The sequence below is a fragment of the Synechococcus sp. MIT S9507 genome (genome assembly GCF_047304715.1).
Taxonomy (GTDB): Bacteria; Cyanobacteriota; Cyanobacteriia; order PCC-6307; family Cyanobiaceae; genus Synechococcus_C.
This window is the reverse complement of record NZ_CP138970.1, coordinates 974,295-993,277: the sequence shown is the minus strand read 5'-3', so window position 1 is coordinate 993,277 and position 18,983 is coordinate 974,295. Positions and strand designations below refer to the sequence as shown.

General features: G+C 59.6%; 18 protein-coding genes. 8 read left to right on the top strand and 10 right to left on the bottom strand.

Annotation, left to right across the window (positions count from 1 at the left end; all coding sequences use genetic code 11):
* The first annotated feature begins 4 nt into the window (after positions 1-4).
* Genes SIB83_RS05355 through SIB83_RS05345 form a run of 3 tightly spaced genes read left to right on the top strand, consistent with a single transcriptional unit; the run spans position 5 to position 3,029 of the window.
* Entirely contained in the window at positions 5-1,162 is a 1,158-nt protein-coding gene (locus tag SIB83_RS05355; protein WP_413746980.1) for a quaternary amine ABC transporter ATP-binding protein, read from the top strand.
* The gene (locus SIB83_RS05350) at positions 1,156-2,052 is read left to right on the top strand and encodes an ABC transporter permease (protein ID WP_413746979.1); all 897 of its coding nucleotides are present in this window, start codon (positions 1,156-1,158) and stop codon (positions 2,050-2,052) included. Before SIB83_RS05355 ends, SIB83_RS05350 begins: the two co-directional genes overlap by 7 nt.
* Positions 2,049-3,029 carry a glycine betaine ABC transporter substrate-binding protein gene (locus SIB83_RS05345; protein ID WP_413746978.1) on the top strand — a complete coding sequence of 327 codons (981 nt, stop codon included), beginning with the start codon at positions 2,049-2,051 and terminating at the stop codon, positions 3,027-3,029. The genes SIB83_RS05350 and SIB83_RS05345 overlap by 4 nt, the downstream gene beginning before the upstream one ends.
* 191 nt (positions 3,030-3,220) lie before the next feature.
* Here the strand turns inward: SIB83_RS05345 and SIB83_RS05340 are convergent, their stop codons facing one another.
* The 3 genes from SIB83_RS05340 to psbA all read right to left on the bottom strand — a co-directional run bounded on the left by SIB83_RS05340 (position 3,221) and on the right by psbA (position 5,857).
* On the bottom strand, positions 3,221-3,676 hold the full coding sequence (locus SIB83_RS05340) for a YHS domain-containing protein (protein ID WP_413746977.1): 456 nt from the start codon (positions 3,674-3,676) through the stop codon (positions 3,221-3,223).
* Entirely contained in the window at positions 3,676-4,599 is a 924-nt protein-coding gene (locus tag SIB83_RS05335) for a permease (RefSeq protein WP_413746976.1), read from the bottom strand. Before SIB83_RS05335 ends, SIB83_RS05340 begins: the two co-directional genes overlap by 1 nt.
* 178 nt (positions 4,600-4,777) lie before the next feature.
* Entirely contained in the window at positions 4,778-5,857 is a 1,080-nt protein-coding gene (gene psbA, locus SIB83_RS05330) for a photosystem II q(b) protein (protein WP_007100687.1), read from the bottom strand.
* Positions 5,858-6,031: 174 nt separating this feature from the next.
* Here psbA and SIB83_RS05325 point away from each other — a divergent pair, with 174 nt between their 5' ends.
* Complete coding sequence (locus SIB83_RS05325) at positions 6,032-7,648, top strand: photosystem II high light acclimation radical SAM protein (RefSeq protein ID WP_413746975.1); 1,617 nt, start codon at positions 6,032-6,034, stop codon at positions 7,646-7,648.
* On the opposite strand, the gene SIB83_RS05320 is transcribed toward SIB83_RS05325, so the two are convergent.
* The 3 genes from SIB83_RS05320 to SIB83_RS05310 all read right to left on the bottom strand — a co-directional run bounded on the left by SIB83_RS05320 (position 7,612) and on the right by SIB83_RS05310 (position 10,069).
* Positions 7,612-8,367, bottom strand: coding sequence for a type II CAAX prenyl endopeptidase Rce1 family protein (locus SIB83_RS05320; RefSeq protein WP_413746974.1), 756 nt, complete (start codon positions 8,365-8,367; stop codon positions 7,612-7,614). The genes SIB83_RS05325 and SIB83_RS05320 overlap by 37 nt on opposite strands.
* 104 nt (positions 8,368-8,471) lie before the next feature.
* Positions 8,472-8,792, bottom strand: coding sequence for an ATP-dependent Clp protease adapter ClpS (gene clpS, locus SIB83_RS05315; protein WP_413403978.1), 321 nt, complete (start codon positions 8,790-8,792; stop codon positions 8,472-8,474).
* Between the two features lie 50 nt (positions 8,793-8,842).
* Positions 8,843-10,069, bottom strand: a complete 1,227-nt coding sequence (locus SIB83_RS05310) for an LL-diaminopimelate aminotransferase (RefSeq protein WP_413747295.1) — start codon at positions 10,067-10,069, stop codon at positions 8,843-8,845.
* 146 nt (positions 10,070-10,215) lie between these two features.
* Here SIB83_RS05310 and SIB83_RS05305 point away from each other — a divergent pair, with 146 nt between their 5' ends.
* The 3 genes from SIB83_RS05305 (at position 10,216) to SIB83_RS05295 (ending at position 15,553) form a co-directional block, all read left to right on the top strand.
* Complete coding sequence (locus SIB83_RS05305) at positions 10,216-12,795, top strand: TIGR03960 family B12-binding radical SAM protein (RefSeq protein ID WP_413747294.1); 2,580 nt, start codon at positions 10,216-10,218, stop codon at positions 12,793-12,795.
* Between the two features lie 263 nt (positions 12,796-13,058).
* Entirely contained in the window at positions 13,059-14,984 is a 1,926-nt protein-coding gene (locus tag SIB83_RS05300) for an Rne/Rng family ribonuclease (protein ID WP_413746973.1), read from the top strand.
* On the top strand, positions 14,981-15,553 hold the full coding sequence (locus tag SIB83_RS05295; protein ID WP_413403976.1) for a ribonuclease HII: 573 nt from the start codon (positions 14,981-14,983) through the stop codon (positions 15,551-15,553). The genes SIB83_RS05300 and SIB83_RS05295 overlap by 4 nt, the downstream gene beginning before the upstream one ends.
* Here SIB83_RS05295 and SIB83_RS05290 read toward each other — a convergent pair.
* On the bottom strand, positions 15,494-16,096 hold the full coding sequence (locus SIB83_RS05290) for a DUF1997 domain-containing protein (protein WP_413746972.1): 603 nt from the start codon (positions 16,094-16,096) through the stop codon (positions 15,494-15,496). The two genes, SIB83_RS05295 and SIB83_RS05290, sit on opposite strands and share 60 nt — an antisense overlap.
* 50 nt (positions 16,097-16,146) lie before the next feature.
* Between SIB83_RS05290 and pheA the strand changes: the two genes are divergently transcribed.
* On the top strand, positions 16,147-16,986 hold the full coding sequence (pheA, locus tag SIB83_RS05285) for a prephenate dehydratase (RefSeq protein ID WP_413403972.1): 840 nt from the start codon (positions 16,147-16,149) through the stop codon (positions 16,984-16,986).
* Here the strand turns inward: pheA and SIB83_RS05280 are convergent.
* Genes SIB83_RS05280 through rpsJ form a run of 3 tightly spaced genes read right to left on the bottom strand, consistent with a single transcriptional unit; the run spans position 16,962 to position 18,967 of the window.
* Positions 16,962-17,927: a methyltransferase domain-containing protein gene (locus SIB83_RS05280; protein WP_413746971.1), complete on the bottom strand. Its 966-nt coding sequence runs from the start codon at positions 17,925-17,927 to the stop codon at positions 16,962-16,964. The two genes, pheA and SIB83_RS05280, sit on opposite strands and share 25 nt — an antisense overlap.
* Positions 17,927-18,589, bottom strand: a complete 663-nt coding sequence (locus tag SIB83_RS05275) for an LON peptidase substrate-binding domain-containing protein (RefSeq protein WP_413403969.1) — start codon at positions 18,587-18,589, stop codon at positions 17,927-17,929. The genes SIB83_RS05280 and SIB83_RS05275 overlap by 1 nt, the downstream gene beginning before the upstream one ends.
* A 57-nt stretch (positions 18,590-18,646) precedes the next feature.
* Entirely contained in the window at positions 18,647-18,967 is a 321-nt protein-coding gene (gene rpsJ / locus SIB83_RS05270; RefSeq protein WP_413403967.1) for a 30S ribosomal protein S10, read from the bottom strand.
* Between the last annotated feature and the right edge of the window lie 16 nt (positions 18,968-18,983).

Sequence of the window (18,983 nt, the reverse complement as noted above, 5' to 3'; positions counted from 1 at the left end):
AGGCTTGGGCGGAGGCTCTGAAGTGCACTCAGAGATCTCCATTGAGTCGGTCTGGAAGCTGTTCGGCGGATCTTCGCCGGAATGGATTGAGGAGCTCCGATCAGGTGGGGATGCTGATCAGCTGCATGCAAGTCGTGGAGTGCGTGCAGCTGTCCAGGATGTCTCCATGGAGATTCACTCCGGTGAGATCTTTGTTGTGATGGGGCTTTCCGGCTCTGGTAAGTCCACCCTCCTGCGGATGATCAATGGACTGATCCCCCCCTGTGAGGGTGATGTCATTGTTCAGGGCCGGTCGCTCAATGCGATGTCGGTGCGGCAGTTGGCAGAGCTGAGGCGTCATCAGATGGCGATGGTCTTTCAGTCGTTTGCCCTTTTCCCCCATCGCAACGTGCTCGAGAATGCGGCCTTTGGACTCGAGGTCGCAGGGTTGTCCCGCAAGGCACGTCATGACCGTGCCATGCAGGCCCTTGAGCGTGTCGGGCTCATCAGCGAAGCAAGAAAACGGCCACGTGAGCTGTCCGGTGGCATGCAACAGCGGGTAGGCCTGGCCAGGGCTCTGGCTCTCGACCCGCCGATCCTGCTGATGGATGAGGCCTTTTCCGCTCTGGATCCTCTAATTCGAAAGGATATGCAGAATCTTTTGCTGGAGCTGCAGGCGGAGCACCGACGCACCGTGGTGTTCATTTCCCATGATCTCGATGAGGCGATCAGGATCGGTGACCGCATCGCCCTGATGCATTCAGGACGGCTTCTTCAATGCGATACGGCTCAGAGGTTGCTCCACAATCCCGCCGATGATGCGGTCAAGCGCTTTTTCCGTGATGTTGATCTGGCTTCGGTCCTGACCGTGGACTCCATTGCCCAGCTTCCCCAGCAGCAACTGGTGTGTGAATTGGGTGAGCCCCTCCCTGAGCGCGGGGACACCACGATCTATGTGACTGATCATCAGCAGCGTCTGCGCGGACTGCTCCAGGCAGATCTCGGCTGGGTCGACGTGAGTGCCGTCAGAAGCTTGTCCATGGGTACATCCGTCAAGGATGCCATTGATGTTGTGGCAACCAGTTCCGATCCCGTTCCGGTGCTGGATGATCAACGACGGTTGCTGGGAGTGATCGGTCCGCGCCAGCTTCTGTTGTCGATGGAGGGAGGGGCTCAATGTTGATCCTCGCTGCAGCGCATCAAGCCGGTTGGCTCGGTCAGGGGATCGATCTGGCCGTTGCGTGGCTGCTGGCCAACGCCCAGGCACTGTTTGACGTATTCAAGGTGTCGGTGCTGGCCCTGGTCTCCATGACCGAAGGGCTGCTGGAGTGGCCGCCGGCCTGGCTGTTTGCCCTGATCACGGCGGCACTGGGTTTCTGGCGAGTCAACGGCGGGTTCGCGTTGTTCGTTCTGCTCGGATTCAATCTTGTGCTTTCCATGGCGCTGTGGAGCGAGATGATTGCCACCCTCTCGCTTGTGCTGACAGCATCCGGCCTGGCGCTGTTGATCGGTCTGCCGCTCGGCATCCTTTCGGCGCGTTCACGACTGGTCTGGCGTTTGGTGCGCCCTTGCCTTGATCTGATGCAGACGATGCCGGCCTTCGTCTATCTGATCCCGGCAGTGATGTTGTTCAGCACGGGTTCGGTTCCTTCAATCCTGGCAACGCTGATCTTCGCCATGCCGCCGGTGGTCCGGTTAACGCATCTGGGAATCGTTCAGGTTCCGGATGATCTCATCGAAGCCGGACGCTCCTTCGGTTGCAGCGATCGACAGTTGCTCTGGAAGGTGCAGATGCCCAATGCCATTCCCACCGTGATGACCGGTGTGAATCAGACGATCATGTTGTCTCTGTCAATGGTCGTGATCGCTTCGATGATCGGTGGTGGAGGTCTCGGTGATGTGGTGTTGCGCGGGATTCAGCAGCTTGATGTGGGAATGGGCTTTGAGGGCGGCATCGCCGTGGTGATCCTGGCTGTGATCCTCGACCGTCTCAGTCAGAGCTTTGCGGGGCATCGTGGATCGTCACTTCAGACGCGTCTGCGTGGCTGGATGGCCCTGTGGAGATCGGCATGAGCGGTCGAGAGCTTCAACGACGGGCATTTCTGCTTGGAGGCCTTGGAATTGCTGGGATGTCCTTCGCCAGCCTGGTCAAGCTCAGTGGGTCATCCTCCCCCGTGAGTTCTTCAGCCAAGCCGGGAGCGGCAGGCATGCAGACCTCACGCGGTTCGCTACCCAGCTCCGCATCCGCGAGACCCACACTGCGTCTGGGCTGGTCACCCTGGGCTGATGCCGAGGTGGTGAGCCTCATGGCTCAGAGGGTGATCCAGCAGGCCTACGACGTAAGTGTTGAGCGTGTTCTCGCCGACATCGGCATTCAGTACGCCTCAATTGCACGCGGTGATCTGGATCTGATGCTGATGGCCTGGTTGCCGTTGACCCACCGTGACTATTACCGGCGGGTGCGTGATCGGGTCGTCGACTTCGGCTCGATGTATTCAGGCCGTCTGGGGTGGGTGGTCCCCGATTACGTGCCTGCCTCGGAGCTCTCTGCGATTCCTGATTTACGCGATCCTTCCCTGGCGGCACGGTTCGACAACCGCGTGCAGGGGATTGATCCCGGTTCGGGTCTGAATCAGGCTTCGGCTGAAGCACTCAAGAGTTACGGCCTCAGTGATTTGGAGCTGGTGTCATCGAGCAGTGCTGCGATGACAGCCGTACTCGATCAGGCGATTCGTCAGCAGCGTTGGGTGATCGTCACCAGCTGGACTCCGCACTGGATGTTCGCCCGTTACAGGCTGAGATTCCTTCAGGACCCACAGCGTGTGTTCGGCGGTATCGAGTGGATTCATGCACTCGGTCGTCCCCAGCTGGATCTGGAGATGCAGGATGTTGCGGGCTTTCTCACCCGTTTTCATCTTCCCGATCAGGAGATGTCGGATCTGCTGCTGCAGGCCAATGATCAGACCGCTGAGGCTGCAGTGGATGACTACATCGCCTTGCATCCAGCACGGGTCCGTTACTGGGGCACTGGCGAGATTGCATCAGCCTGATCAGGCCCTGGAATCAAAAGTTTCGGCGCATCGGGTGCTGCAGAACCATGCATGCATCTGACCTTTCTGTCGATGTGTCGTGGAGGGTTTGATGTGGACCGTCATTCCGCAAATCGGATCTGTTGATTCCTTCACGTACCTCGCAGGCTCTTCATCGAAATGCTTTGCACAGCGTGTGCTGCAGAACAGAATCATTTCCTCGGCATGTTCACGCCGGCTGCCGGGTTTTCAGGATTGACGTCCATTCCGCAGATGGGATCTCTGTCTGGATTTGAAACCTCACTGCAATTCTCCTGGCTGATCTCAGAGTGGCCCGTGTGCTGCTCGCCTTGCTGGTCGAAGTGCTCAGCACAATGATCCGAGCAGAACCAGAACTGCTCGCCATTGCGTTGTCGCGTGGCCGGAGCGTTGGCTTTTTCCACCTGCATTCCGCAGATCGGATCAAGTGCATATCCAGCTCCGCCTCCGAAGCGCTCCTTGTTGTGCGCCAGCCACCACGCCATCAACAGAACGCTCAGGGCGACGAGATTGAGCCATGTGGTGCTGTTCCAGCCGATTGAGAGGGTCTGACCAGCATTGATCCGCGTCTCAGGAATCAGTCCTGAGACGCGGAACAGCCCCTCAACGACCAGACCGCTGAATGACATCAACAGCCAAAGACCGAGCAGATGCGCAAAGCCAGCCGTGGTCCGTAGTACTTCCTGCAGATCAACAGCAGCGGCAGTGTGATCAGATCCGCAAAGATGAACGCAATCATGCCGCCGAAAGACACGCCACCCGTCCATAAAGCTGCAGCCATGGCAACGTTGCCGACCGAGCAGACGAAGCTGATGATGGCGATCAAGGGGGCAATCAAGGCGTTCTGGATCGATGTCCAGATCCCCTGGTTCTGCATGAACACAATCCGCCAGAGAGTGTCCGGCACCAGGGCGCTCAGCATGCCGGCGACGACAAAGCCGATCAGCAGCTCTTTGCGCAGCATGGTCAGATCGGCCAGTGCATAACTGGCGGCGTTGGCCCAGGTCGCTGGTGAGCGCAGCCTGCTTCCAAGACGCTCCGGTTTGGACGACCCAGCGTCCGCGCCATTGGCGAGGGCGCTCTCCCGAAGCCTCTCCTGGACAGGTCGAGTGAGGCGAACCGGGAACAGAAGGGTTCCCCACCACGCCAGCAGAATGATCATCAGTGGCCCCCCGATGAACTCTGCTGCGGCAAATTGCCAGCCCAGCAGCACAATCAGCACGAGTCCGAGTTCCAGCACCAGATTGGTGGAAGCCATCATGAACACCTGGGCCGTGATGAAGTCGGCACCTCTGGCGAACAGGTTTTTGCTCATGGCCGAGGCGGCGTAGGAGCAGGACGACGACACCATTCCCAGCCCGGAGGCGCGCAGAATCGCACCCGGCTTGTGTGACCCCATCACGCGTTCCATGGCGTTGCGGCTCGCACAGGCCTGCACCAAGCCCGAGAGGCAAAAACCGAGCACCAGAGGCCACAGCGTTGCCCAGAACATGAGCCATCCGTTCCAGAGCGATTGGCCGATCAGCTGCGGGGCCATCTGGTTGATATCCATGACTGGCTCGATGGGTCTGATCTCTTGATAGGCACGTTTCTGTGTCCGCCCCACGTCCCCTCGTGGATCCACCTAAGGATTCATCGTGTCCGTGGTCGAATAAGAAACCATTAAAAAGCCCCCTCGTGAGAGGGGGCTTTCCGATTCAGCTAAAGCTGAATCTCTGGAGACTTCAGCCTCAGCCGATGGCGGGAGCTTGCAGAGCCACAGGAGTGGACTCAGCAGCAGCCAGGTCGAGGGGGAAGTTGTGAGCGTTGCGCTCGTGCATGACTTCCATGCCGAGGTTGGCGCGGTTCAGCACATCAGCCCAGGTGTTCAGGACACGGCCCTGACCATCAAGGATGGACTGGTTGAAGTTGAAACCGTTCAGGTTGAAGGCCATGGTTGACACGCCCAGGGCGGTGAACCAGATGCCGACAACGGGCCAGGCAGCCAGGAAGAAGTGCAGGCTGCGGCTGTTGTTGAACGATGCGTATTGGAAGATCAGGCGACCGAAGTAACCGTGGGCAGCCACGATGTTGTAGGTCTCTTCCTCTTGACCGAACTTGTAGCCGTAGTTCTGGGACTCGCTCTCGGTGGTCTCGCGGACCAGGGAGGAGGTCACCAGTGAACCGTGCATGGCGGAGAACAGTGAACCACCGAAGACGCCAGCCACACCAAGCATGTGGAAGGGGTGCATCAGAATGTTGTGCTCGGCCTGGAACACCAACATGAAGTTGAAGGTGCCGGAGATGCCCAGGGGCATGCCGTCAGAGAAGGAACCCTGACCGAAGGGGTACACCAGGAACACGGCGGAGGCAGCAGCCACAGGTGCGCTGTAAGCAACGCAGATCCAGGGGCGCATGCCGAGGCGGTAGGAGAGTTCCCACTCGCGACCCATGTAGCAGAAGATGCCGATCAGGAAGTGGAAGACAACCAGCTGGTAAGGACCGCCGTTGTACAGCCACTCGTCGAGAGAGGCAGCTTCCCAGATGGGATAGAAGTGAAGGCCGATGGCGTTCGAGGAGGGCACAACAGCACCGGAGATGATGTTGTTGCCGTAGATCAGTGAACCGGCGACGGGCTCACGGATGCCGTCGATGTCGACGGGGGGTGCTGCGATGAACGCAACGATGAAGCAGGTGGTGGCAGCCAGCAGGGTGGGGATCATCAGCACACCGAACCAGCCCACATACAGGCGGTTGTTGGTGGAGGTGACCCACTCGCAGAAGGACTGCCAGCCATTGGCGCCGGAGCGCTGCTGAATGGTGGTGGTCATGAGAACGGGAAAGAATGTCTCCGAGGAGACGGTTACGGAAGGGCAGGAAGCCCTGCCGAGAACGATTGTAAAGCAACATTGCGCAAGATGTCGCCTGCTTTATGAAGCCGACATGAAGAACCATTGAGACCTCGCTCAGGCGTTCTCAGAGGCGTGGTTGTTAGCGTCCAGCCCATGCAAGGCCTTCTGCATCCGCCTGAGCTCCTGCCTCAGCCAAAGCTTTCCGGCGAAAGGGTGCTGCTGGTTCGGTTGCCTTGCAATCCGATTTTTCCGATTGGCCCCATCTACCTGGCCGATCATCTGCACAAATGCTTCCCCGGGGTACCGCAGCGAATCCTTGATCTGGCTGCGCTTCCGGTTCTGGACGTGCACAGGGTTCTGCGGATCACGATTGATCAGTTCCGCCCCACTCTGCTGGTGTTCTCCTGGCGTGACATTCAGATTTATGCCCCTGTTGATGGTCGGGGCGGCAACCCTCTGCAGAATTCATTTGAAGTCTTCTATGCACGCAATCCGCTGAAGCGATTGCACGGTGCCCTCGGTGGACTTCGCCTGATGACCAGTCATTACGGAGAACTGTCCCGTAATCAGGCGCTGGTACGCAGAGGGCTCCGTCGAGCCAGGCGCCATCGCCCTGAAGCCAGAGCCGTGCTTGGTGGAGGCGCAGTCAGTGTTTTCTACGAACAGCTCGGCCGTTCTCTTCCCAAAGGAACAATCGTTTCCGTGGGAGAGGGCGAGCCTCTTCTGGAAAAACTGCTGCTCGGTCATTCACTGGACGGAGAGCGTTGCTTCGTGGTCGGAGAACCCCCTCGGCCGGGGTTGATCCATGAGCAACCGGAGAGTCGACCGAAAACGGCATGCGACTACGACTACATCGCTTCGATCTGGCCTCAGCTCGATTGGTACCTCGAGGGCGGGGACTTCTATGTCGGAGTCCAGACGAAGCGTGGTTGTCCCCATAACTGTTGTTACTGCGTCTACACGGCTGTGGAGGGTAAGCAGGTGCGTCTGAACCCTGTTGAAGCAGTGGTTTCGGAGATGCGCCAGCTCTATGACAGGGGTGTTCGAGGTTTCTGGTTCACCGACGCTCAATTCATTCCAGCCAAGCGCTACATCGAGGATGCCAAGGAGCTGCTGCGGGCCATCAAGGCTGAGGGTCTCACCGACATCCGCTGGGCTGCCTACATCCGGGCTGACAATCTTGACCCCGAGCTGGCTCAGCTGATGGTGGAGACCGGAATGAGCTATTTCGAAATCGGCATCACCTCAGGCTCCCAGGAGCTCGTGCGCAAAATGCGCATGGGCTACAACCTGCGCACCGTGCTGGACAGCTGCAGGATGTTGGCGGACGCCGGCTTTCGTGACCACGTTTCGGTGAATTATTCGTTCAACGTGATCGACGAGCGTCCGGAGACGATTCGTCAGACGGTTGCTTATCACCGTGAGCTGGAGCGCATCTTCGGTGCAGACCTTGTTGAGCCCGCGATCTTCTTCATCGGTTTGCAGCCTCATACCCATCTGGAGCAATACGGGTTTGACCAGGGCCTGATCAAACCCGGTTACAACCCAATGAGCATGATGCCCTGGACGGCGCGCAAGTTGCTCTGGAACCCGGAACCCATGGGAAGCACGTTCGGCAGGATCTGTCTGGAGGCCTTTGATCTTGATCCTTCCGATTTCGGCCGGACCGTGATGTCACTGCTCGAGAGAGATTACGGAGTGGCACCCCTGCAGGAGGCACTCCGCGCACCGCTTCAGGGGCGAGCCGCGCTGGCCAAGGCCGTGAGCTGACGCCAGAGCAGAATGCTCAGGGCGATGATTCCCACCAGCCCACCCAGGGGATTGGCATGGGCTGCACCGGGACCGACCAGCCATTGCGGAGCACTGGGTGACATCTGCAGCAACCCGGATCGAAGCGCAAACCAACCGCCGACCAGCCCGCCATGCAAGCCGACGCAGCCCCAGAGCGAGCCACCATCCAGTCGCCTCTGCACGGCGAGGATCAGACCAAGCAGCAATAAACCCGTCAGCAGACCGAGCATCGGCAGGACGCCCTGATCAAAACGGGTGTGCGCGAGGCTGAAGATCACTGCCTGACCGATCACCGCTTCGCGCGGGCCCATGAGTGCGTTGAGCTCTCCCCAAAGCCAGCCTCTGAAAACCAGTTCTTCGGCGAGCCCGAGCCCGAAACAGAGCAACAAGGCATTGAGCGCATCCGCTGCAGTGAGTTCCCCGAGCCAGCGTCCCCAGGATCCCAGCAGTAAGGGCAGACAGATCAGGGCCAGCAGGCCTGCGGAACGCAGCAGACCCTCGATCAGGCAGGCAGTGGGTGATGCCTCGCCACGACGGCTGCGAATCCCCAGAGTCAGCCACGGATGGCGACTGCGCCAGCGTTCACGCACCCAGCTGGGCATCACCAGAAGGAACAGTATGAAGGTGATGACGGTGCCGATCAGCGACAGCCGGGAAGCTGAGGCACCAGGCATCACATAGGCGATGGGTTGTGCCATCAACCATCCCAGCCCGTACAGCGCTGGTATCAGGGCTATCGCCGCTACCCAGCGAGGTTGAAAGCCGAGCAGCCCACCCCAGGCCTCGGCAATGGGTTTAACGATTACTCCTCCGGCTCAATGGTGCTGGTGAGCCCTTTGCCCTTGAGCGTTTCGCAGTAAAACTCGGCCGGTTCCAGGTCGCAGACGATCACAAGCCCCACGCCTGTGTTGTGTGCCTCGAGCATCACGGCCATGCAGTCCTGTTCACTGAGCTGGGGTACCACCTGGCGAAGGGTGGTGACCACATACTCCATGGAATTGACCGGGTCGTTGTGAAGCAGCACTTTGTACCGGGGCGAGCGCTTGCGGACCTGTTCCGGAGCCTTGTCCAGAACGGCTGCTCCTCCTGGGCTACGGCTGGGGGTTTCCACCGCCATGACCATGCTTCTCGGATGTAGGGAATTTAAAGGGACTTCGCACACAGCGGATGATTTCAGAGGGCTTTGATCCGCGCCATCGCGGTGTCAACGTTGCTGCGACTGTTGAATGCCGAGATCCGGAAGTAACCCTCTCCGGCAGCGCCGAAGCCGCTTCCCGGAGTCCCCACCACGTTCGCCTTGTTGAGCAGGTGGTCGAAGAAGCCCCAGGAATCCATGCCCTCGGGAGTCTTGATCCACACATAGGGAGCGTGCTCCCCTCCATAAACAGTGAGGCCCGCTGTGCTCAGTTCGCGGCGGATGATCGCGGCGTTCTCCATATAGAAGGCCACCAGGTCCTTCACTTCTTTCTGGCCGGCATCGGAGTAGACGGCTTCTGCCCCACGCTGGATGATGTAGCTCACACCATTGAACTTGGTGCTCTGGCGCCGGTTCCACAGGCCCCAGAGTTCAACGGATTCTCCATTTGCAGTTTTGCCCCGGAGTCCCTTGGGAACAACGGTGAGCGCGCAGCGGGTGCCTGTGAAGCCGGCGTTCTTGGAGAATGAACGGAATTCGATGGCGCAGTCACGCGCTCCCTCGATCTCAAAGATCGAGTGGGGAAGGCTGGGATCCTGGATGAAGGCCTCATAGGCGGCATCGAACAGGATGAGAGAGCCGTTGGCGCGGGCATAGTCCACCCAATGTTTCAGCTGATCCTTCGTGGCCACGGCACCTGTCGGGTTGTTGGGGAAGCACAGGTAGATGAGATCCACAGGTTCGCTGGGGATCTCAGCCGCGAAACTGTTGTCGGCACTGATGGGCAGGTAGGTCAGACCCGCATAGCGACCTTCATCTCCGGCTTCACCGGTGCGACCGGCCATCACATTGCTGTCCACATACACCGGGTAAACAGGGTCTGTGACGGCGATCTTGTTCCCAGCTCCAAGGATATCCAGGATGTTGCTGCTGTCGCACTTGGATCCGTCTGAAACGAAGATCTCCTCGGCGCTGATGTCACATCCGCGAGCCTGGAAGTCGTGCCTGGCGATGGCATCCCGCAGCCAGCCGTAACCCTGTTCGGGGCCGTAGCCATGAAAACCTTCAGCGGTGCCCATCTCATCGATGGCTGTTTTCATCGCTTCGCGACAGGCCTCGGGGAGCGGTTCCGTGACGTCGCCAATGCCAAGGCGAATCAAAGCTGCGTCTGGGTTGGCGGCAGCGAATGTCTTCACACGGCGTCCGATCTCCGGGAACAGATATCCCGCTTTGAGTTTGAGGTAATTGCCGTTGACCTGAACCACAGAAAGACTGATTTCTGCGGGCATCCTGCTACATAACATGAAGAAAGTCGGGTCGTAAGACCGTGACCGTCGCGTTGAATACACCCACCGCTCCTGTTGCGTTTGACGAGCTGGTGGACGCCGGCATCAACAGGCCCGCTCGCTACATGGGCCATGAGCTCGGTGTGGAGCCGAAAGACTGGAATGGTGCCCGGGTTCGCTGGGCCCTCACCTATCCCGAGCTTTACGAGGTGGGTTCCAGCAATCTGGGGCACATCATTCTCTATTCGATCCTCAACGCACTGCCTGGACAGGCGTGTGATCGGGCCTATCTCCCTGCCGCCGATCTGGCTGACCGACTCAAGCAGCAAAAGCAGGCGCTGTTCGGAGTGGAGAGCCGCTGGCCCCTCAACGCCTTCGACATTCTTGGTTTCAGCCTGAGTTACGAGCTGGGAGCCACCAACATTCTGGAAATGTTGGATCTCTGCAGGGTTCCGATCCGTGCCGAAGACCGCGGAGACCTTCCGCTCAGTGACCCGCAGGCTCCGCCACTGATTTTTGCCGGAGGACCAACGGCCACCAGCAATCCAGAGCCCTATGCCGCCTTCTTCGACTTCATTGCCCTAGGCGATGGTGAGGAGCTGTTGCCGGAGATCGGCCTGGTGCTCGCCGAGGGCAAGCAGGCAGGCCTGACGCGCTCGGCTCTGTTACTGGATCTGGCATTGGTGCCAGGGGTTTATGTGCCATCTCTGTATGCCACTGGCCAGGACGGAGTGAGCCTTGAACCGCAGATGCCAGGACTGCCTGAACGGGTGCTGAGGCGGGTCGCCACGCCGATGCCCCATTACGCGATGGGTCTGGTCCCACACGTGGAAACGGTCCATGACCGTCTGACCGTGGAAATCCGCAGGGGCTGCACACGTGGCTGCCGTTTCTGCCAGCCGGGCATGCTCACGCGTCCGGCGCGAGATGTGGAGCCCGAGGCCGTGATCGAAGCGGTTGAAACAGGTATGCGAAAGACGGGCTACAGCGATTTCTCACTGCTGTCGCTCAGCTGCAGTGACTATCTCGCGCTTCCTGCCGTGGGCGTGGAGCTGCGCAATCGTCTGGCTGATCGCAACGTCACGCTTCAACTGCCCAGCCAGAGGGTGGATCGTTTCGATCAGAACATCGCCCACATTCTTGGAGGGGCACGCAAGGCCGGGCTCACTTTTGCTCCGGAAGCCGGTACTCAGCGTCTGCGTGACATCGTCAACAAGGGGCTGACAGACGATGACCTCCTGCAGGGCATCCGCACTGCGATGCAGAACGGGTATCGCAAGGTCAAGCTCTATTTCATGATCGGTCTTCCGGGAGAGACCGATGCCGATGTGCTCGGCATCGCCGAAACCTGCCGGATGCTTCAGGAATGTTGCCGAGATCTGGGCCGACTCAGCCTCAACACCACCATCAGCAACTTCACACCGAAGCCCCACACCCCCTTCCAGTGGCACAGCGTGTCCACAACCGAGTTCCTGCGGCGTCAGCAGCTTCTGCGTGATGCAGGTCGACGCCTTCGAGGTGTGCGCTTCAACTTCACGGATGTGCGTCTATCGGCGATGGAGGATTTTGTGGGTCGAGGAGACCGGCGGCTGGCGTCTGTGATTGAAGCGGCCTGGCGCTCTGGCGCTGGTATGGATGCCTGGTTCGAGGCCCTGGATCGCACCTACAACGCATGGACCACGGCCATTGCCCAGGCCGGGCTTGAGGGGAGTTACCGGCAGATGGAGCTTGGTGGCTGGAGTGCGGTGTCGGCGCTCGATCGTGATGATCTTGAAGCTTTTTGCCGGCAACCCCTGCCCTGGGATCACATCGACAGCGGCATCGACAAGGACTGGCTTGCAAAGGATCTGCAACACGCCCTTGCCTCAAGCGTGGTTCCCGACTGTTCTTTTGAGGCCTGCAGCAGCTGCGGTGTCTGCGGCCCTGATCTGGGCCACAACGTTGTGGTGGCGCCACCGGACGTTCCTGTGGCCAGACCTCAGCAGGCGCCTCCGAGTCTCCGTGCCTGTCGCCTGCGCTTTCGTTTCAGCAAGACCGGTGCAATGGCGCTGCTCAGCCATCTGGATCTTGTGCGTCTTCTCGAGCGGGCACTGCGCAGAACCGAGCTGCCCGTGAGCTTCACAGGAGGATTTCATCCCCTGCCTCGACTTCAGCTGGCGCTCGCTCTCCCCCTGGGAGTGGAAGGGCATGGAGAGTGGATGGACCTGGAGTTTGTGGAGACAGTGGACGCGTTGATGGTGAAGGAACGGTGGCAGCAGACCTTGCCTCCTGGATTGCACCTGATCACGGCTCAAGAGGTGGCCGTTTCCTCTCCCAGCCTTGCTCAGCAAGTGCGAACCAGCCGCTGGCATTTTGTTCTCAGTGGCTCTGAGCTGCTGTCGCAGAGTGAATCCGTCGACTGGTCGCAGGCCATCGCGGCTCTGCTTGCGCAGAACGAACTGATCTGGGAAGACACCGATAAAAAGGGTCGTCCGCGGCGCCGGGATGTCCGTGACTTGCTCCTGGATCTTCGTCTGCAGAAGAAGCCTGAGCCCTGTCCGGGGGACATCGTTTCCGGGGCGGAGCTTGAGCTGCTCGCTGCTGTTGATCCTCAGGGTTGCAGTCTCAAGCCTGCCCAGTTGCAGTTCTGGCTTTCGCATCATCTGGGGTTCGACTTGTCGCTCTCGCGTGTTCGACGGCAGGAGCTGACTCTGGTGCAGTGCTAAATTCACTTCAGGACTTCAATCCAGAGGCTTCAGTCACGGATTCGTCCCGGTCTTCTTGTCCCAATCACGATTTGGAACGGGAGGCCCAGGCCTCTCGTTCCTGCCGGCGCCTCCTCGCTGTTGTGGATCGGCCGTAGGAGTGCTCCACTCCGCTCCATCCGACCCCAGGGTCATCTCAAAGCAATTCCAATTCACCCCCGATCCCCGAGCCCGGCGGCTCGCAGATCGGTCTCTGCCCTGACGGGCGACGTCAGTTCCTGTTTATGCCCCAGCAAATCGTCATCGCCGAGCAGCTGCGCATCGCGGCGGTTCTGACCGATGACCGTGTTGATGAGCTGATCGTGGCGCAAGGCCGCTACCAGATCGGCGACGTTTACCTCGGAACGGTCGAAAACGTACTTCCGGGAATTGACGCCGCCTTTGTGAACATCGGTGAGAGTGAGAAAAACGGTTTCATCCATGTGAGCGACCTGGGTCCGCTGCGCCTCAAAAAAGGTGCCGCCGGGATCACTGAGCTGCTCGAACCGCGCCAGAAGGTGCTCGTTCAGGTGATGAAAGAGCCCACCGGAACAAAGGGCCCTCGCCTCACCGGCAATCTGGCTCTGCCAGGCCGTTACCTGGTGTTGCAGCCCAGCGGCCAGGGTGTGAACATCTCCCGACGCATCAGTGCCGAAGGTGAGCGCAATCGCCTCCGAGCCCTTGGGGTGCTGGTGAAACCGCCTGGTGCCGGTCTGCTTGTCCGCACGGAAGCAGAGGGAGTTGGTGAAGACCAGCTCATTGACGATCTCGAGTCTTTGATGCGTCAGTGGGAGGCGATTCAGAAAGCAGCTGAAACCGCTTCACCGCCGGTTCTGCTTAACCGGGATGAGGATTTCATCAATCGGATACTCAGAGACCACACCGGCCCTGATCTTGCCCGTGTTGTGCTCGATGATGCCGCCGCCGTTGATCGAGTGACCAGCTTCCTGGGCCAGGAAGGGGGAAACGTTTCGGTGGAAGCACACAACGAATCCGACGAGCTGCTGGAGCACTTCAAAGTGAATGCGGCCATCCGTGATGCTCTGAAACCGCGGGTCGATCTTCCCTCCGGCGGCTACGTGATCATCGAGCCCACCGAGGCCCTCACAGTGATCGATGTGAACTCAGGCTCGTTCACGCGTTCCGCCAACGCGCGAGAGACGGTTCTCTGGACCAACTGCGAAGCCGCTGTTGAGATTGGACGGCAGTTGAAGCTCCGCAACATCGGGGGGGTGATCGTCGTCGACTTCATCGACATGGATTCCCGTCGTGATCAGCTGCAGCTGCTGGAGCATTTCATGATGGCGATGCGCGATGACACGGCTCGCCCTCAGATCGCCCAGCTCACCGAGCTCGGCTTGGTTGAGATGACGCGCAAGCGTCAGGGCCAGAATATTTATGAGTTGTTCGGTCGAGTTTCACCTGGTTACGAGGCAGTTCTGCCTGGTAAGGATCTGCCTCAGCCTCAAGCTGCCGCTACGGGCCTGGTGAGATCGGCCACAGCGGCGCGTGCGGAAGTCGTGGCACCTGCTGACTCAGGAGGCGGCCGCCGCCGACGGGGTGGCCGCGGACGGGTCAATGGATCCACCGAGAACAAGGTGGTGGATCCGAGTCTGGAGGCGACTGTTGCCGGTGAATCCACATCGGATGCCACCGAGCCCGCAGGCGCCAACCGCCGTCAGGATCCTGAACTGGTCGCTGTGCCGATGGATGATGACCAGGAAAGGGTCTTTGGTTGGCTGGGACTGAATCCTGTGCTTCTTCTGGATCCACTTCCTGAGAGTGACAATCTGCTCGTAAGGGTGGTGCGGCCTGGCGAAGATGCCGAATCTGTTCTGGAAGACGCACGCCAGCAGCTCGCCGCCAGTTCAGGTCGCCGCCGTCGCCGCGGCTCGCGTGGTGGTCGAGGTGGCGCTCGCAATGGATCTACCTCTCCAGCGCCTTCACCCGTGCATGCAGCAGAACCCACTGAAGATTCACCGCTGCTGGTGGAGATCACCCCACTGGAGGCGAATCCCGTCAACGATGTACAGATATCATCACAAACAGTTTCCCGATCTGCGTCACAGCCGCCTGAGCCTGCAGAAGCCGTAGTTGCCGAGCCAGAGAAGCCCGCTGAAGAGGCCCGCCCCGGTCGTCGTCGTCGTCGTTCTTCCGCGACCGCCGAGTGATTGCCGGAGTCGATGAGGTTGGCCGTGGATGCTGGTTCGGGCCTGTCTTCGCCGCCGCGGTCTGCCTCACTGATGCCGCTGCGAATGAACTCTCCGATCTCGGCCTGACCGACAGCAAAGCCCTTTCTCCCAAGCGCAGAGCTGCGCTGGTTCCCGAAATTGAGGCTCGAGCCACCAGCTGGGCTCTCGGCCAAGCGGCTGCGAGGGATGTGGATGCGAAGGGGATCAGGGTGGCGACGGAATACGCCATGCTCCGTGCGCTTCAAAAACTCCCGCAGGTTCCAGAGTTGGTGCTTGTGGATGGGGTCCTTCCCCTGCGCCCGTGGACAGGCCCTCAGCGCACGATCGTGCGTGGTGACAGCAGCGAAGCCTCAATCGCTGCTGCCAGCGTGCTGGCAAAGCAAGCGCGCGATGCCTTGATCCGCCGCCTGGCAGAACGTTTCCCTGGCTATGCACTTGAACGCCATGCCGGATACGGCACCGCTCAACATCGGGCGGCACTGCTGGCATCAGGTGCCACTTCGATGCATCGCCACTCCTTCCTCACCAAGGTGTTTGCCGGTGTCTGAGGGCTGTTCTGAACCTGTCGTCTCTTCAGCTGAGGCCTGCAGTGACCAGTCTTCAAAATCTCGCACCAGCTGCCTCCCGACCCGACCTTTGATCGTCATCAGGATGCCGTTCAGGATCGACTCGCCGGTGCTTTCCAGCACCCGTCTGGGAATCAGTTTCAGCAACGGTGGCTGACTGACATTCACCCCCAGTTTGGCTTCTCCCTGCAAGCCTTGATCGGTCACTTCCAGGAGCGCTTCCAGGCTCAGCTGGAAGTCATCCACAAGCCCAAGTCCCTCCAGTGTGGCGTCGGTGGCCTGAATGGAGATCGTTCCATCGCCAGGCTCGATCTTCAGTGAAACAACAGGACAGACCTGGAGCTGAAACACCTGCAGCGTTGTGACGGTGTATCGGTAACGTCCCGGACCGATTCTGTCGAGCTGATGTGCATCCAGAAGAGCTTTGATGACCCGGTCTTCCTGTTGCAGGTAGCTGCGCAGGTGCCCGGTCTGGTTGGCGACCGGCAGATCGAGATGCTGACTGGCGCGGAAGGCAAGGGTCATGCCCCTTGTGCTGACGCGGCATGATCCTATCGATGCAAGTGCTTGGATCCATGCCGATTCGGATGGCGTTTCTTGGGCCGAAGGGCACCTATGGCGAACGAGCCGCCAAAGAGATGATCCGACTGGAACAGCTCATTGATGCTGAGTTGGTGGCATGCACCGGGCTGCGTTCAGTGGTCGACCATGTGGCTGAAGGCCGCTGCGAGGCTGCCGTGGTGCCTGTTGAGAACTCGGTGGAGGGTGGTGTCACGGCCAGTCTCGATGCGCTCTGGTCGCATCCCGATCTGTGCATTCGACGTGCTTTGGTGCTCCCGATCCGCCACGCCCTGCTCAGCAGTGGTTCGATGGAGAGCGTGACTGAAGTGCTGTCTCACCCTCAGGCACTGGCGCAATGCAGTGTCTGGTTGGCGACCCATCTGCCGCAGGCGCTCCAGTTGCCCACCACATCCACTGCGGAAGCTGCTCGGATGGTGAAAGGAAGCCGTTTCAGAGCTGCGATTGCGGATCGGTCCGTTGGCGAACTGCAGGGTCTCGCGGAACTGGCATTCCCTGTGAATGATGTCGTGGGTAACAGGACGCGTTTCCTGCTGCTCCAACGCGGAGAGCGGCTGAGGGATGGTCAGCTCGCCAGCCTGGCGTTCTCTCTGCATCGCAATGCCCCTGGAGCGCTGATTGAAGCGCTCCAGGCGATTTCGGGCCTGGGGCTGAACATGAGCAGGATCGAGTCGAGGCCGTCGAAACGGGAGCTTGGCGAGTACGTCTTCTTCGTGGATGTGGAGTTGCCGGCGTCCGGAGCTGATGTCGTGCTGACGAAACTTCAGACGCTTCTCAGCCCTCTTTGTGAACATCTGGCCGATTTCGGCGCTTATCCCAGTTCGGCATTCAATTGATCAGAAGCAAGTCGGAACACGCCGAACTGCATCATTCCCCGGGCGAATGCCCAGCGCATCAACAGCATTGTGGGTGTTTCCCGCAGGCCCTGAAGCAGGGCTGGCGGACCGAGTCGGAGTACCGCTCCTGGTCTGCGAAATCCTTCAAGGATCGATTCATTCCATGACGGCAGTGTCTCTGTGGTCCAGTCCCCTGTGTCGATCAACCCCCTGCTCTGACTGCTGCATTCGAGGTTGTGCCGGAATCCTGGAATGCTCGCGAACTCTGGATGAGCCCACTGGGTTAGCAGCTGGTGCATCACCCAGCGTTCGCGTGCATCCAGAGCTCCGTCGCGAGGATCGCGACGGTTCCAGTCGGCAACCGCCAGATATCCACCCGGTTTCAGAATCCGTAGAAGCTCATCGGCGAACCGTTGCTTATCGGGCATGTGTGGGCCTGCTTCCACACTCCAGACCCCGTCAAATTCAGCATCAGCAAGCTTCAGATTCAGCGCGTCCATCACCTCAAAACGGCAGGACAGGCCTTCGGGCGTTAGTTCCGTGGCTCTCTGGATCTGTGCGGGACTGATGCTGATACCCAGAACATCAAAGCCGTAGTCTCTGGCCAGAATCCTGGCGCTGCCGCCGATTCCGCAGCCCACATCGACCACTCTCGAGCCCGGAGGCAGGCGATCCAAACCGCTCCAGTGCACCAGCTCATGCACGAAATCAGCTTTGGCGCGACGGAAATCCCGTCGTATCGGAGGGTCCCCGTAGTGTCCGAGGTGGACGTGTTCACCCCAGAGGGTCTCCAGCAGCCGATCGTCGGTCCAGGCGTCATAGGCGGAGGCGACGCTTTCACTGGAGTGATAAGTCCTGCTGCGTCGGGTCCAGAGCGCATACGCCCCAGCAGCGGCTACAAGGCCGATCACGGCCGGAGCCAGAAAAGTCGAGAGAGACATCAACCGTTGCCGGAGTCTGCGGAGGAGAGGGTGTCGCGCAGCACCGTGCGTGCTGCCAGCTGCCGACGCGTTTCATCGAGCATCTCGAACTCCTGTTCGAGCCTGGAGCGGGTATTGGTGAGCTCCAGCAGCTCCTGCTGCTGATCGGCCACTGGGCCCCCTAGGTGAGCTCCGATCCAGAACGAAAGCTCGCGAGGAAGATCCGGCAGATCGTCGGGCAGTGCGGTGGGTGCATCAGTGAGCTTGCCTGTCAGCTCCACGACATCTCTGAGTGCTTTGGTGACTGATTCACTGAGGGAGTGGAGCTGATCGAGATCGCTTTCAGGCTCATCTTCAATCCAGCTCACCATGGCGCTGCGAAAAGGTGTTTCACGGGTCACATTCAGCACTCTGAAGCGCTGCTGTCCGAGCGTCACGATGTTGCTGCGCCCGTCATCACCTGTCTGATGTTGGATGACCTCGGCACAACAGCCAATGGATGCCATGCTTTGGCTGCGGGGGTCCCAACGCACAACGCCGAAGCGACGATCGCTTTCGAGCACGCTCTGCAACATCATCCGGTAACGCGACTCGAAAATGTGCAGAGGTAGTACGTCGCTCGGGAACAGAACAACATCCGGCAGAGGAAAGAGGGGAAGTTCCCTGACGGACAGGTCAGCCACGCATTGAAACTCTGAGAAATGGAATCCTAGGCAGCTGACCGAATGACTGTGCTGGGCTCAGAGTTTGACCTCGATATCCACGCCACTGGGAAGATCGAGCTTCATCAGGGCGTCAATCGTTTTGGCCGAAGGACCATAGATATCGATGATGCGGCGATGAGTACGGGTTTCGAAGTGTTCCCGTGAATCCTTGTCCACGTGGGGGGAGCGGAGCACGCAGTAGATCTTGCGCTTGGTCGGAAGAGGAATGGGACCGATGGCGGTGGCTGCTGTGTTATCTGCGGTTTCAATGATCTTGTCGCAGGACAGATCCAGCATGCGGCGGTCAAACGCTTTCAAGCGGATGCGGATCTTCTGCTGGGCAATTGCAGTGGACATGAAGCGCGAAGAAATC